Raw genomic sequence first — 15593 nt, forward strand, 5'->3', positions numbered from 1 at the left:
GAGGCCTCCGGCCTTCCAGGTTGGGATCGCCACGAGTGCGGAAGTGAGGCTCAGGCCCAGGCAACGTGACACCGAGCTGGGGCGGCGAAGCCGGGCGCGCGCCCAGTCGCGGCATCGTGCCAGGACGCCCAGCGGACCCGTCCATTGCACGGATGAGGCGAATTCGACGGTTCTCGTGCCAAACCGGCTCTTGAAGGACTCGACCCCGGGCAGACCGCTGCTGCCCGTGAGGTCGAACACCGAGTACCCGCGCCGCAGCGCGTCGGTGATCTGGGCCAGGAACAGGAGCTGCGTCACGCCGAGCTGGAAGAAACGCGCGTCGGCCGCGCCATGCCAGGGCACCACGTGCTGGTTGTGGTAGAACGCGAGATAACCGGCGCCGATTTCGCCCCCGTGCTCGGCCACCCAGAGCCGGACGCACGGCTGGTCTGAAAGCGATGCGCGGATGTCATCGAACAGCGCCCGGGGATAGGCGACGGTTGCCCGGCCACCCCACCGTTCCAGCGAGAGCCGGTACAGCTCGTAATACCGATCCCATTCCGCCCGGGTTTCGGCGGTACGCACGACCACGCCGTTCCGCCGCGCTACGCGGACGCGGCGACGCTGGCCCTCGTCCCAGTCGCGCATCGGGTTTTCCGGGTCGAGGGACTCGAGGTCGATGACCTGCACCGTCGAGATAGTCGGTTCGCCCACCACGATGGGGTTCTGGGTGAAGGGGGAAGAGACCAGATGCAGGTTGAGCCTCGCGAGCTCCCCGACGATGGAGGCGATCTCCTCCTGCCCGAGCTTGCTCGCGCAGATCGGCGCCGTATAGGTGCCGAAGGGACTGAAGTAGCGCTCCACGCCCCATACACGTTTCCTCTGCAGGGGCAAGCAGACGGTCGCCCGGCCAGGCCGGAAGAGCAACGGAGCGCTTTCAGTCCGGTAGTGCCGCGCCGCGATCCGGTGCCAGGCCGGAGTCTGGTAGAAGGTGCACGTAGGGTCGGCCCGGCAGAGGCGCTCCCACAGTTCCTCTGGGCAGCGCTCCATGGCGATCACCACGATGGGCGCGCCCGCGCCGTGCGGAGGCGGCCGAAGCTCATCCGGGAACGACAGCGTACGCCCCCGCTCGCCTCGCGCCGGTGCCTCGACCCGCGACCACATTCGTCTGGTCCCACGAGGCGATGCCACTTCCGAAGACATGCAGCTCCTAGCACTTCAACTCCTTGTTTTTCTCTTCGCAAGAGGAATCAAGGTCTGATGTGGACCTTCGCGGCACGGCTCGGGGTACCACAGAGCGGTGCTCGTAAGCCGCGGGGGCCGGGAATGAGGAACTCCATGCCGAAACTTCTCCGTGTTCTGCTGGGAGCACTCGCTCTCTGCTTGGTAGCAGCTTGGCTCTTGTCTTGTTCGAAGAGTAACCCTACCAAACCCGGCTTAGGTGGTGAACTGAACGGAAGCCTGGCCTCGACCGGTAGCCAGTATGCGCACACCTTCGCCAACGCCGGCACCTTTAACTACAAGTGCACGATTCACCCGACCTGCTCGAGCCTCGCCGGCACCATTGTAGTCCTCGCCCCGGGAGGCGCGATCCAGAATCGAGTTCTCAGCATTACCCAGAGCGGCGGTAGTTCCGGCCCTTACGGCAGCACCTGCTCCAGCCTCTCGCTTCAGCGTGATTCCGTCTTCGTGGGTGACCAGGTCACCTGGACAAACAATAGTCCGCTTCCGCATACGATCACGAGCCAGTGACTAGAACTCCCAATCCCACCTCGGCGGCCACTCCCATCCCTCGTTCCTAGGCCGTTAACCTCCGACGAGCCGCAGCTCACGGCCGGAACAAGCGGCCCTAACTCGCGCAACCATGTGACATACACGTCGGCCCCGGCGCGTTTCCCGCACCAGGGCCCCTTATCTCGACAGCGAACCCGAGAGTTCGCTTTTCAGTGATCTGGCTCCCCGAACGTAACCCTCTTCGGAATCCCGTCTCTCCACCGTAGGGGTCCCCCTTAGGTCATTGGCACCTTTGGTGTGCGCCGGTCCTGGCCCTGCTAGAATGAACCAGTTGCCTCGACCTGGGGCGCGGGCATCCCGCGGTCCATTCGGAAGGATTACCAGCCAATGTCAGTCGCGCGCGTCATGCCGCCCCACACGGGTCCCGCCGCGTCGGGCGGGCAGGATCTACGGCCGATCGGTCTCGACACCAGCCAAGTGCATCTCGGCATCGACCGTCTGGAGGAGCGCGCTCGGGCGCTAGCGGCAGGATTTACGCTTTCGCGGCAGCCACGCCGCGGCCCGAACCTCCTTCTGCGCCGCCTATCCGAGAACGCGCGCGTGCTCCGCCATGCGTACCGCACGCTGGCCGGCGACGTTCGGCGTGGCGAGGCAATCGCGCCCGCCGCCGAGTGGCTGCTCGACAACTTCCATCTCGTGGAGGGTGAATTCCGCGAGATCCGCCACCACCTCCCAAAGCGCTACTATCTCGAACTCCCCAAGCTCGCCACCCGCGATCGGGCCGGCACGGCGCGGGTCTACGCAATGGCCGTGGAGCTGCTCCGCTACAGCGACGCGCGGCTCGACCCTCAGCGGTTGGTGCGGTTCATGAACGCCTACCAATCCGTGTCCCCTCTCACCATCGGCGAAATATGGGCCTGGCCCAGTATGCTCAAGGCGGCCCTGATCGAGCACCTCCGCCGGCTCTCCGAGGAGCTGCTGGAGGGCCGTGCTGGTCGACTCGAGGCCGATCGCTTTTTCGGGAGTTTCGAGAGTGGGCGAACGAGCGGCCGATCTCCGATGTTGCCGCAAATCCTCCACGTCGCGTTCGTGGACGAGCTCCTCCAGCGGATGCGGGAGTACGGGGCCGGCGCTGCCGAGCTGCGGAAGCAGCTCGAGGAGCGGCTGGGTGTCGCTGGGACCACGGTCGAGGACGCGGTGCGCGCCCAGCACCAGCGCCAGGCGATGGGCCACGTCTCGATGGGAAACACCATCACCAGCCTGCGGCTGTGCGCCACGCTCGATTGGAACGGATATGTCGAGGGCGTCAGCCTGATCGAGCAAATCCTACGCCGAGACCCGCCCGGGATTTACGGCCGGATGGATTTCACGAGCCGCGATCGCTACCGGCATTCGATCGAGGAACTGGCGGAACCGACCGGCGAGGCCCAGGTCCGGGTCGCACTGCGCGCCATCGAGAGCGCGCGTCAGGCCGCGGAGCAGCGAGGTCTCGAGTCGATCGCGGCACACGTCGGTCATCACCTGATCGCGCGGGGCCGCCGCGAGCTCGAGATCGACGTGGCCTACTATCCGGCTTTCAAGCAGCGCGTGAGGCGCGCGCTGTTCACCCACGGCACGCTCTTCTACCTGAGCTCGATCGCCTTGGTCACAGCGCTCGGAGCGATGCTAGCGGCCACGGTGGCGAGAGCGGCGGGGGCGCAGGAATGGGGGCCGTTCTGGGTGGCAATCATCATGCTCATTCCCGCCAGCGAATTCGCGGTCGCGCTCATGCATCGGGTCGTCCACCGAATCTCCAAGCCGCGTCTGCTGCCGCGACTCGACTTGCGCGGCGGCGTGCCTGAAGCGGCGGGCACCATGGTGATCGTGCCGACCCTCATCTCCTCCGTCGAGGGTGCGAGAGCGATGGTGGAACGTCTCGAGGTCCATGCGCTCGGAAACATGGATCCCCGAATCCACTTCGCGCTGCTCACCGATTTTCCGGACGCCGGCGCAGAACGGCTGCCCGGGGAGGAGGAAGTTCTCGACGCCGCAGTCGCGGACATCAAGGCACTCAACGCGCGCTATGCTCCCGGCGCGGAGGACCGATTCTATCTGTTCCATCGAGCGCGCCGCTGGAACGGAAGCGAGGGCGTGTGGATGGGCTGGGAGCGCAAGCGCGGCAAGATCGAGGAATTCAATCGGCTGTTGCGAGGCGCCGCGGACACGAGCTTCGTCGTCCAGATCGGCGACCTCGAGATCCTCCCTCGCATCCGCTACTGCATCACGCTCGACAGCGACACCCACCTGCCGCGCGACGCGGCGCGGCGGCTGATCGGCATCATCGAGCACCCGCTCAACCGTCCGCGCTTCGACCCCGAGCTCCGGCGTGTCGTCGAGGGCTATGGAATTCTCCAACCGCGGGTCGGCGTCACGCTGGCGAGCGCCGCCGGCTCGCCGTTCGCGCGGGCCTACGCTGGCCACACGGGCGTTGACCCCTACACGACCGCGGTCTCGGACACCTATCAGGATCTTTTCGGCGAGGGGAGCTTCACCGGCAAAGGCCTATACGACGTGGACGCGTTCTCGGCCGCGCTCGAGGGCCGTGTGCCGGAGAACGCGTTGCTCTCGCACGACCTGTTCGAAGGCCTGCACGCGCGCTGCGCGCTCGTCTCGGACGTCGAGCTGGTGGACGACTTCCCCTCGAGCGTGCTGGCTCACGCACGGCGCCAGCACCGCTGGGTACGGGGTGATTGGCAGATCCTGTTCTGGCTCCTGCCGTTCGTGCCGACCCGCCATGGCTTCGAGCGCAATCGTCTGCCGCTCATCAGCCGCTGGAAGGTTCTCGACAACCTGAGACGCAGCTTGGTGGCGCCGGCGCTGGTGGCACTGCTCGCTTCGGCGTGGACCTGGTTGCCGGGCTCACCGGTCGGCTGGACCCTGGCCGCTCTGGCAGTGCTCGGCTTCCCGCTATTGCCTCCGGCGGTGCACTTCGCCGGTGGGCCGCGCCCGCAACAGCCGTTCGGCGTGTTCTTGCGAGACGTGTGGGCGGAGCTCGAGACTGCAGCCTCACAAGCAGTGGTCGAGATCACTCTCCTTGCCTACCACGCGTCCGAGATGCTGGATGCCATCGTGCTGACGCTGGTGCGCCTGGTGATCACGCAACGCCGGTTGCTGGAGTGGGAGACCGCGGCCGCATCCGCGGCGCGCGCCGCCGGGCTGCTCGCGCGCCAGGGTGTGCGGGTGTTCGTCGCCGAGATGTGGGCCGGTCCCGCGGCCGCGCTTACGGTGCTGCTGGGGGTGCTGCCCCTGCGAGCGACGGCGTTGCCAGTGGCACTGCCCTTCCTCGCCGCGTGGCTTGCGTCGCCGGTTGTCGCGTGTTGGCTGAGCCGCCCGGTCGTGCCGCGGAATCTCGAGCTCGGCGGTGAGGACGAGGAGCAGTTGCGCCGGATCGCGCGCCGGACGTGGCATTACTTCGAGCGCTTCGTCACGGAAGAGGACCACTGGCTGCCGCCCGACAACGTGCAGGAAGTGCCCGAGCGGCGTATCGCCCATCGCACCTCGCCGACGAATATCGGAATGGGCCTGCTTTCGACGCTCGCCGCACACGATATGGGTTATCTCGACACCCACCAGCTTGCGAACCGGCTTGAAAAGACCCTGACGGCGGTCGAGTCGCTCGAGCGCCATGAGGGCCACCTGCTCAACTGGTACGAGACCACGAGTCTGGCGGCGCTCTACCCGCGCTATGTCTCGACCGTTGATAGCGGCAATCTCGTGGGAGCGCTGATGACACTGGCCGCCGGGCTGCGCCAGCTCTGCGACGAGCCCGAGCGGGAAGAGCGATTGTGCGCCGGCGCCACCGACGCCGCGGGGGTGCTCAGCGAATCACTGTCGGCGTTGTCGGACCGGGCGCACGCCGCCACGGCCCTTCGCGAGCGCTTCGGCGCGGCTCGGCGGGACGTGGAGGCGCTGCGGGAGGTCCTTGGGGGTCATACGCCGGCGCACGACCGACTCGAAGAGGGGCGGAGGCGCGCCGAGGGTCTCTGGGCGACGCTCGAGCGAATCGGGGCGGACGCGCCCGCCGACTCCCAGAGCGACGAGGTCGCCGAGTGGGGCGCGGCGCTGCTCGAGGCGCTCGCCCGCAAGCCCGTGAGCCCCTCCGATGTGGCGGAGCTTTTCGCGCGGATGCGCGGGCTCGCTGACCGCTGCGACGCGCTTGCCGACCAGGTGAACTGGAAGTTCCTCTACGACCCGGTGCGCGGGATCTTCTCGATCGGTTTCCGGCTTCCCGACGCGGAGGGACCCGGGCGTCTCGACACCTCGTGCTATGACCTGCTCGCGTCGGAAGCCCGACTCGCGAGCTTCATCGCCATCGCCAGGGGTGCGGTGCCGCAGGAGCACTGGTTCCGGCTCTCGCGAGCGCGTATGAGCGTCGAGGGCCATACTGCTCTGGTATCGTGGGGCGGCTCGATCTTCGAGTATCTGATGCCGCTCGTCGTGCTGCGCAGCCACCCCGAGACGCTGCTCGAGAACACCTACCGCGCCATCCTGCGTGCGCAGATTCTCTACGGACGCAGCCGGCATGTGCCGTGGGGGCTCTCCGAGTCCGCGTACAGCCTGGTGGACCAGCACGGCAACTACATGTACAAGGCCTTCGGGGTGCCCGGCCTCGGCCTGAAGCGCGGGCTGGCCGAAGACCTGGTCGTAGCCCCGTACGCCACCGCGCTCGCCGCGATGGTCGATCCGACCGAGGCCGCTGCGAATTTCCGCCGTATGGCGCGCGAGTGCCCCGTGACCCGCTTCGGATTCGAGGAGGCGCTCGACTACACTCCGCGCAGAGCGACCAACGGTGAGACCGAGCCCGAACACGGGCGTGTCAGCGTCGTGCACGCATTCTTTGCCCATCATCAAGGCATGAGTCTCGTCGCTCTGACGAACGCTGTGCTCGGTGGGCCGATGGTCCGGCGTTTCCATTCCGATCCGCGCGTGCAGACCACGGAGCCGCTGCTGCAAGAGCGCGTGCCCCGCTTCGTGCCGATCACCCGGCCGCTCCCTGCCGAGTCCACGCGGGTCGAGCCACCGGCCGTCACGGTCTCCCCGCGGCGCTTCCGCTCTCCCCACACGCTGTACCCGAGCGCCCACTTCCTTTCCAACGGGCAATACACCACGGTGGTTACCAACGCGGGCGGCGGAGCGAGCAGCTGGCGCGGACGCGCGGTCACGCGCGAGGTCAAGGACTCCACCTGCGACCACGGCAGCCATTTCATCTACCTGCGCGACGTGCGAAGCGGATTGGTCTGGTCCGCCGCCTACCAGCCGGTCTGCCGCGAGCCGGAGCGCTACCGGGTGAGCTTCCGCGCCGACGAGGCCGTGTTCGACCGCTCCGACGACGGCATTGACACCCGGCTCGAAATCACCGTGTCCGCCGAGGACGACGTCGAGCTGCATCGCGTCTCCCTGACGAACCACAGCGACCGCATGCGGGAGATCGAGGTGACCAGCCTGGTCGAGGTTGTGCTCGCGCCCGCCGCCGACGATCTCTCTCATCCCGCGTTCTTGAAGCTCTTCCTCGAGACCGAGTACCGCCCCGAGTGCTCTGCCCTCCTGTGCGGGCGTCGTCCGCGATCGCCCGATGAATTGGCGCCTTGGGCGGTTCACGTGCTGAGCGTCGAGGGAGGCGGCCACGGCGCGATCGAGTGTGAGACCGATCGGGCGCGTTTTCTCGGGCGCGGGCGCACGCGCCGGGACCCGGTGGCGCTCGACGGGCGGGCGCTCTCGGGCACGACCGGAGCGGTGCTCGACCCGGTGATGAGTTTGCGCCGGAGGGTGCGCATCGCCCCCGGCGGACGCGTGCGCCTCTCCTTCGCCACTGGCGTGGCCACGAGCCGTGTCGCCGCGATGGCGCTGGCCGATAAGTACGACGATTCCGCTTCCGCGGCCCGCACCTTCGCGCTCGCCACGACCCAAACTCAAATGCGGCTGCGTCACCTCGGCATTTCGACCGACGATGCGCAGCTCTACGAACAGCTCGCGTCGCACGTGCTGTGGGCAGACACGTCGCTGCGCGCGGCGCCCGATTTTCTCGCGGAGAATACGCTTGGCCAGTCGGGACTGTGGTCGCACGGCATCTCCGGCGACCTCCCTATCCTGATCGTACGCGTCGTGGAGGACAACGACCTTCCTCTGGTGCGGCAGGTGCTCCGAGCGCAAGAGTACTGGCGACTGAAGGGCTTGAACGCGGACCTTGTGATCTTGAACGAGCACCCGACGAGCTACCTAGACGAAATGCACAAGCAATTACAAGAGCTGCTGGAGAGCGGGTCGTGGGCGGCGTGGAAGCACCGCCCCGGAGGCGTCTACTTGCTGCGCGGAGATGGGATGCCGAAGCCGGAGCGGGTGCTCCTGATGGCCGCGGCCCGAGCGGTGCTGAGCGGGGAGCGCGGCGAGCTCGCCGATCAGCTGAATCTACCATACACGGTGCCCCGCTGGCCCGGCGCTCTGGTCCCGCGTCCCGCGTTGGAGCCCGCCTCGCGCGACTCAGGCCCCGAGGTCGAAGCCCCGCCGCTCACTCACGACAACGGTCTCGGCGGGTTCACCTCCGGAGGGCGCGAATACGCGATTGTGCTGCGCGGCGAGGAAGACACGCCGTCGCCGTGGGTAAACACGATCGCGAACGAGCGATTCGGAACGGTTGTCGGCGCCACGGGCGCCGCTTGGACCTGGGCCGAGAATAGCCGCGAGAATCGCCTCACGGCCTTTGGCAACGATCCGGTGAGCGAGTTCGCCGGAGAGGCTCTCTATCTGCGCGACGAGGATTCCGGAGAGACCTGGGGCGCGACGCCGGGCCCGCTGCCACGGTCGCGTGACGACGGCCGCTGGGTCACCCGCCATGGGGCCGGCGTGACGCGGTTCGCCCACTGCGCTCACGGGGTCGCGTGCGAGATTGCGGTCTTCGTGCACACCGAGGAGCCGCTCAAGTTCACGCTGGTATCGCTCACGAATCACACCCGCCGCGTCCGGCGACTGAGCGTCGTCGCCTATCACGAGTGGGCGCTGTGCCCACCGCGCGCCGGCGAAAACAGATTCGTGGTCACGGAGCAGCACCCGGACACCGGCGCCGTGCTGGCGCGCAACAGCTACAACCAGGACTTCGCCGCGCGAGTAGCGTTCGCACACTCCAGCCTCATGCCCGCCTCGGCGACCGGCGATCGGCTCGAATTTCTCGGCCGGAACGGATCGCTGCACCGCCCGGCAGCGCTCGGGCGCGAGTCGCTCGGGCAGCGCTTTGGCGCCGGTCTCGACCCGTGCGCTGCGATGCAGGTGCGCCTTGACCTCGATCCCGGCGAGACACGGGAAATCGTGCTGCTGCTCGGCCAGGGGGACAACCGCGAGCACGCACTGGATCTGGCAGTTCGCTTCGGCAGCGTCGCGGTCGCGCGCTCGGCATTGGAGCAGGTCGAGCAGCACTGGGACCAGTTGCTGGGCGTCGTGCGAGTTGAGACGCCGGATGATTCCTTCGACCTGATCATGAACCGCTGGCTCCTCTATCAGACCGTCAGCTCGCGGCTCTGGGGTCGAACAGGCTTTTACCAGCCAGGAGGCGCCTACGGCTTCCGCGACCAGCTACAAGACGTGATGGCCCTCACGTTCACACGGCCGGATCTCTTCCGAGAGCATTTGCTGCGCGCCGCCGGGCGCCAGTTCACCCAAGGGGACGTGCAGCATTGGTGGCACGAGCACAACGGCCGTGGCGTGCGCACCCGCTGCTCCGACGACCTGTTGTGGCTCCCCTACGTCGTGTGCCATTACCTGAAATCCACCGGCGATCAGGCGGTGCTGGACACACGCGTCCCGTTCCTGGAAGCCCCCGTGCTCCAGCCCAACGAGCTGGAGGCGTACGGCCAGCCCCCTCCTGCGCGACAGAAGGGGACTCTCTACGAGCACTGCGTGCGCGCAATCGAACGCGGCTTGACCGTCGGCCCGCATGGCCTGCCGCTGATCGGCACGGGCGACTGGAATGACGGGATGGACCGGGTCGGACACCGGGGCCGAGGTGAGAGCGTGTGGCTGGGTTGGTTCCTGTCGAAGATCCTGCGCGACTTCGCTGCCGTCGCCGAATCGCGCGGCGACACCGAGCACGCCGCCCGCTGGGGTGCTGAACACGCGCGCTTGGGGCCGACGCTCGAGCAGACATGGGACGGCGACTGGTACCTCCGCGCCTATTTTGATGACGGCTCGCCGCTCGGCTCCGCCCAGCTTCCAGAATGCCGGATCGACGCGGTGTCCCAGAGCTGGGCCGTGCTCTCCGGCACCGCCCCGCCGCGCAGAGCCGAGCGCGCGATGGACGCCGTCCGCATGCAGCTCGTGCGGCGCGACGCGGGCCTGATTCAGCTGCTCGCGCCACCTTTTGATCAGTCGGCGGTCGACCCGGGCTACATCAAGGGCTACGTGCCGGGCGTCCGCGAGAACGGCGGCCAATACACCCATGCCGCGCTATGGGTCGTGATGGCGGTCGCTCACCTGGGGAGCGGCGACGAGGCAGTCGAGCTGTTCCACATGCTGAACCCGATCAATCACACCCGGACGCGCGGCGATGTCGAACGCTACAAGGTGGAGCCGTACGTCGTGGCGGCCGACGTGTACACGCACCCGGCGCACATCGGACGCGGCGGCTGGACGTGGTACACCGGGTCGGCGGCCTGGATGTACCGGCTCGGTCTGGAATCGATTCTGGGCTTGAGGCGCCGAGGCGAGAGCTTCGCGATCGCACCATGCGTTCCGACCTCCTGGGACCGCTTCGTCGTGCACTGGCGGCTCGGGCGTAGCATGTACGAGATCACCGTGGAGAATCCCGAACGGAGGACCCGCGGAGTCATGGAGGCGGATCTGGACGGCGCCGACGTCGACCCAGGCGAGGTTCCGCTGATCGACGACGGCGCGGTACATCGACTGCGCGTGGTGATGGGCGTACCGGCGCCGGAGAAGGTCCGGGTCGCGAGGACTCCGAGCTAGCAGCGCTCGTCGTCCGGGATGCCCCTTGCCTCTGGCTGCACCCCTGCCCCGTCGTCTCGTTGAGCCCACCTTGTTCCGATCATGGTCGTTGGTAACGTCCTTCTCGGTCATGTTGGCCACCGCGGCCACGTTCGTCACACCGCGAACGTCGGATAGGTCGCCGAGTTCTTTGGCCTATTCCTCCGAAAGGCAACGGCGCTCATTGGAATCTTCGCCGCCGCGGTGATTGTGTTTCTCGCGGTCAAGGTGCGGTTGGAAGAGGAACTGTTGCTCGCGCGGTATCCCGAATACGCGACGTACCGGGCGCGGACGTGGGGGCTCATCCCGTGGTGCACCCGCTACAGGAGAATGTGATCGAGTAGCCGGTCTTACAAGGGTTGAGGGGAGAAATTCTCCGCTGGATCCAAAGAATCAGGCCCCGGTGGGGAGTCCACCGGGGCCTGCGCTCTTATCCGCCGAGAGCGGCGGTGCCACCGCCCTGAGGCCCTACCGATTTACGGGCATCCGCTACCAGTGCATCTGCCGTTGACGATCTTACAGTCGTCTCTCGCGCCCTCCGACCGGCAGAAATACAGGGCTTGGAGAACCTCGCATGTGCGGTGATTGCAGCCATGCGACGCAGCCACAGCCGTGCCAACGGCGATATCGGACAGCGCCGAAACGTAAGGCGACTTGGCGGGCGCCTTTGATGCCCCGGGCGCCGCGGTCCCGAGCACGATCAGAGATATGGTGAGAATAGTGGCGAGTCCGATTGCTAGCTTGAGGTGCTTGGACATCGTGGACTTCTCCTTCCTCGACCATGCGAACACGCCGAGCGAGGGTCGAGCCGCGCCCGGGGCTGGCGGCACCGCCAGCGGGCCCCATCCCCCAGAAAGAATACCACCTCTCGGGGCCGTCGACCCAGATCCGCTGAGTCCCACTTACCTGGTGCTCGCAGGCGTCAGAGGGGCCGGCCCCTCCTCGAAGTAGTCATGGCGGACCTTCGGAAGCTTTTCCGCGTACACGAAATGGTCCGAATGATCCGGGTTGTGGCACTCGAGGCAGACCTTCTCGGGAACGACCCGGTGAATATTGTATCGAGTGGGCGCTGCCACGTGCCGGCCCCCGGGACCGTGGCAGATCTCACATTGGACGTTGCCGAGCGGCTCCTCCGGCGCCCCGATGCTGTACCCGTGGGGCGTCCCGTACCCGACGACGTGGCATGAAATACACCGCGGCTGATAGTGCCGGTGCACGTCCAGCAGCGTCTTGTATGCGGACGCGTGTCTCGTCGTCTTCCACTGGGTGTATTCGGCCTGATGGCAACCCTCGCATTGGGCCGCGCCGACATAGCGGCCTTCGAGACGTGCAGGATCATCCCGGAAGAGCGGCTTGACGCTTGCCTGCGCCGCGTCGAGCTTCCCCACCTCGTCGTAGAAACGATTGAGCCGGTCGCGAACCGCCGGATCATCCTTCACGTCCTGATACAGCATGTGACTCTCGATGGCCGCGGAAGTGATCCTCCCCTCTCGATCGAGACCCAACCTCGCGCTGCTGAACCCGTAGTTTCTCAGAGGCGTGTAGAGAACCAGCGTTCCCCCGAGGAATCCAGGAGGATCTTCCTTGCTCAGTTCCCACCCTCCGGCCCCCTTGTGGAAGCTGGGTGCATCGCTGTCGGTAGAGATGATGACGTCCACCCCCGGACATGCCGCGACCAAGCGACGGATCGTGACCGGGGTGAGGCGGCCCATGGCAAAGACGAGGTCCGCTTGGCTGCGCAGAGCCGGCAACGCTCCCCTCAGGGTCTCGAGCGGGTCTTGGATCGTCAGCGAAGAGGTGTGCGCTTCGAAGAGCGGATCCGCGCTCTTCCCACGCAACGGCTCGAAGAGACCGATCACGGCGATGCGGAGTCCGTCCCCGGAGAGCAAGATCCACGCGGGTGCGACCCGTTTTCCGTCCTCCAGAATGTTCGCGGAGAGATAGGGCGTCCGGATCCCGTGGGTCATTTCTCGGAAGTGGTCGAGACCAAAGGAGAGTTCGGTGGTCCCCACAACGGCGGCGCCGTAGCGCATGAGGTCCATGAGCCGGAGATAGAGGCTCTGCTCTCTCCGCGAGAAGAAATCCGCCTTCTCCTGTTTCTCCGGCCGGATGAACGCGCTTCCCGCATCAAGCAGGAGAAGCCCAGGGTCTCGTTCGCGCATCTGCCGGATCACCGTGGCCCTGCGCGCGACGCCTCCGGACTGATTCACCTTGCAGCCGCAGTTCTCGAGGTAGCCGAAGGTCTCGCCGGTGTAGGCCAAGGTCACCTCCCGGACCGCCCTGCCACGAGAGGGCTCGGGTCGGGTTTGCGTGGGCTTGATGGCGACGTAGCGCTCCACCGGCGCGAGCGTGGTGCCTCGAACATACCGAGCTCGGAAATTCTGCCACAGACCGGGGCGACCCTGGGGCAAGGAGGACCAGACCGAAGGAGCCGTCCGGCCGTGGAACATGCGAGCGAGAACTGAGTCGAAGCCGCCCTTCCCTCCCGGGATCGAGCGAAGCGTGCGGTCGAGATGGAGCAGGACAAAAGGCGCGAGCGCTTCGCGTTCCAAACGGTTGCTTTTCGTGGTCACATACAGATTTTCCAGATTGCGCTCGACACCCTCGGCGGTGAAGGCCGAGAGGTAGCCTGCGGCAAGCGACCGGTTCAACTCTTCTTCGCCCACGAGCCCCGCGGCTGCGACCGCGCGCCAGGCGTAGAGGTTCGTTATCCCGTCGACAAGCCAGTACTCCCCCGGGGCCCGAACCTCGGTGCGGTATGGGGCGTAGCGGACATAGGCATCGATCAGCCGGGCGGCGAAATCGTGGAGCCGGTTGCCCGTGAGCGGGGAAAACGTTTGACCTTGTCCGGTCGCGCTTCCCTCACCGGCGATCTCGTCACCGGACGGGGCGGTAGGCACGATGATCGTCATGTACGAGCGCCCGAGGTCCCGGCCAAAGAGACGGTGAACATATCGCGCGACGCGGGTGAGCTGCACGACAGCCTGTTCTTCCTGCGACGGCGGAATGCCGGAGGGGAAAGCCAGGGTGAATCGGGTATCTCCGAGCCGAAATGCCCGCTCGTGGAAAGGTCCGAGCCCCACGGTGGCTGAGATCATCTGCTCGGCGGGCGAGGAACCACGAAGGTCCGCCAGCCGGTTGTCCCGCCCGGCTTCCCAGGTCGCCGCCGCCTTCCACCCGCTCGGCAGGGAGAACCGAACCTCGATGTGACGTATCGCCTCGGCGCCGGGGTCCGCCAAGAGGAAGAGCTCCCGTCCCGACACCAACGCAAATTCGTCTCCGACGTAGCCAAAGCAGCGGCCCGTGAAGCCCATGTGACTGTCACCCTCCCGCCTTCCGGGGGTGACCCGGTAGCGCACGGTGAGCGAGCGAGGCAGCGGTCCCCGAAGGGTGAAGCGCGGAACGTCGACACGCAAACTCTCGATGACCACCGTGTCGACCCGGGCGTCCACGGCGATGCGCGCACCTCGAGGACCCAAGGCTTGAAAGTCCGAGACCCGGAGAACCTCGTCGGATGCGTACCCCTTAAGGGCGAGGGAGTCGCGGGAGTCGCCCTTCAGCGTCAGGGTGACCTCGAGCTGATCTGGATTTCCAGGAGCGGGCGCAACGTTGTAGGTGAGGCTCGTGGACGGGGCGCAGGCGGCAGCGAGGACGGACGCTATTGCGGCGGAAAGAGCAAGCCGCCAGGCCGCTGAGTGTAGGAATCGAAGTCTCACCCTTGAAATGGGCACGCCCCGACTCTACGACACGCTCGAGACTAATTCGAACGCCTTCTCGAACGTGAAAAGCTCACACTCAGGCAGCGGAGCTTTGAGAAAAAATCGCCCCTCAGCCGGCGCGAAAAACCCCATACACTCCTGTACGTCCGAAGTAGGATCTAAGTTCTCTCTGGCCGGTGGTGCCGCCGGCCTTGACCGAGCGGGCCGGCCACCGCTCGGCAATAGGTTGGCCGGCCGAGAAAGGGGATCTCCATGACCATCCGCTTCAAACTGGTTCTCGGACTAGCGGCGATGATCCTCGCCTTGGCCCTCGTAGGTGGCACCGCGGGGCATCAGGCGATGAGCGCGTCGACGCATTCTCCGTACCTCTCCGCGCTCTCGAACTTTTCCGTCGCGACGGCGGAGGCCGCAAAACCCCACAGGTGCCAGAATCGCAGCTGCGGCAACCTCCAAGGAATAACGACCTGCACGGAGGAAGCGCTCGGGACCAACTGCGCCGTCTCGAACGGCGTCTGCACCCTGACTGCTTGCCGATAAGACAATCCCGATCGGGGGCCGGCGGCACCGCCGGCCCCCGAACCCATAGCGACCAGAAGCGTTAGCAGCGAATACTAAGAGATCGCGGCGGGAACGAGGGGAGCCTCGGGGCGGCGCCTCCCCAGGACGCGCCTGCGCTGGCGGCGCGGCGATCACGAACATCTACCGGGGCACGAGGGATCTCTACCTCACCCAACGCTTCGCCCGGCAGTCCAGCCCGCTGACAACCACGATCTACCCGCATCCATCGGATGAGGAGCTCTACGCGGCACTCCGTGGGATCAAGACGTGAGTACGGGAACCGCACCCTCAAATTGCTTTCCTGGCTCGCGAGTCAGAACTGGACACCCGGTCCCAGCGCGACGACGTAGACCAAGAGCACCACCGCGGCGGTCACGATCCAGCCCCACCTGCGCGGCATCGCGAGCTCTGCGGAGTCCGGCCGGCTGAAGCGCGAGCTCCGCAACATCTGCATCATCCACAATAGCCCTGAGGCGCCGCCCAGCGTGGACGCGACCGCGGAGATCAGCACGAAGATGAACCCCTGCGGGTTTAGGATGCCCGCCACACAGAGGACGACCGCGCCGGTAAGGTAGGAGATCAGCGCGATGCGCC

Annotated in this window: 3 protein-coding genes; 1 reads left to right on the forward strand and 2 read right to left on the reverse strand. The window is 66.6% G+C overall.

Features of this window, described 5'->3' with window-relative positions; translation table 11 throughout:
- A partial coding sequence (locus tag E6K76_09740) for a GNAT family N-acetyltransferase (GenBank protein TMQ57711.1) occupies positions 1–1182 on the reverse strand: 1182 nt, incomplete at its 3' end.
- A 918-nt stretch (positions 1183–2100) separates the two neighbouring features.
- Between E6K76_09740 and E6K76_09745 the strand changes: the two genes are divergently transcribed.
- A complete protein-coding gene (locus tag E6K76_09745; GenBank protein ID TMQ57712.1) occupies positions 2101–10704 on the forward strand; it encodes a hypothetical protein in 8604 nt (2867 codons plus the stop codon).
- A gap of 920 nt (positions 10705–11624) precedes the next feature.
- Here E6K76_09745 and E6K76_09750 read toward each other — a convergent pair.
- Entirely contained in the window at positions 11625–14453 is a 2829-nt protein-coding gene (locus E6K76_09750) for a hypothetical protein (protein TMQ57713.1), read from the reverse strand.
- Positions 14454–15593: the final 1140 nt, after the last annotated feature.

The sequence above is a fragment of the Candidatus Eisenbacteria bacterium genome (assembly GCA_005893275.1).
Taxonomy (GTDB): domain Bacteria; phylum Eisenbacteria; class RBG-16-71-46; order SZUA-252; family SZUA-252; genus WS-7.

Coding starts and splice junctions, on each gene's coding strand:
- E6K76_09745 (TMQ57712.1), top strand. CDS start 2,101: ATGTCAGTCGCGCGCGTCATGCCGCCCCACACGGGTCCCGCCGCGTCG.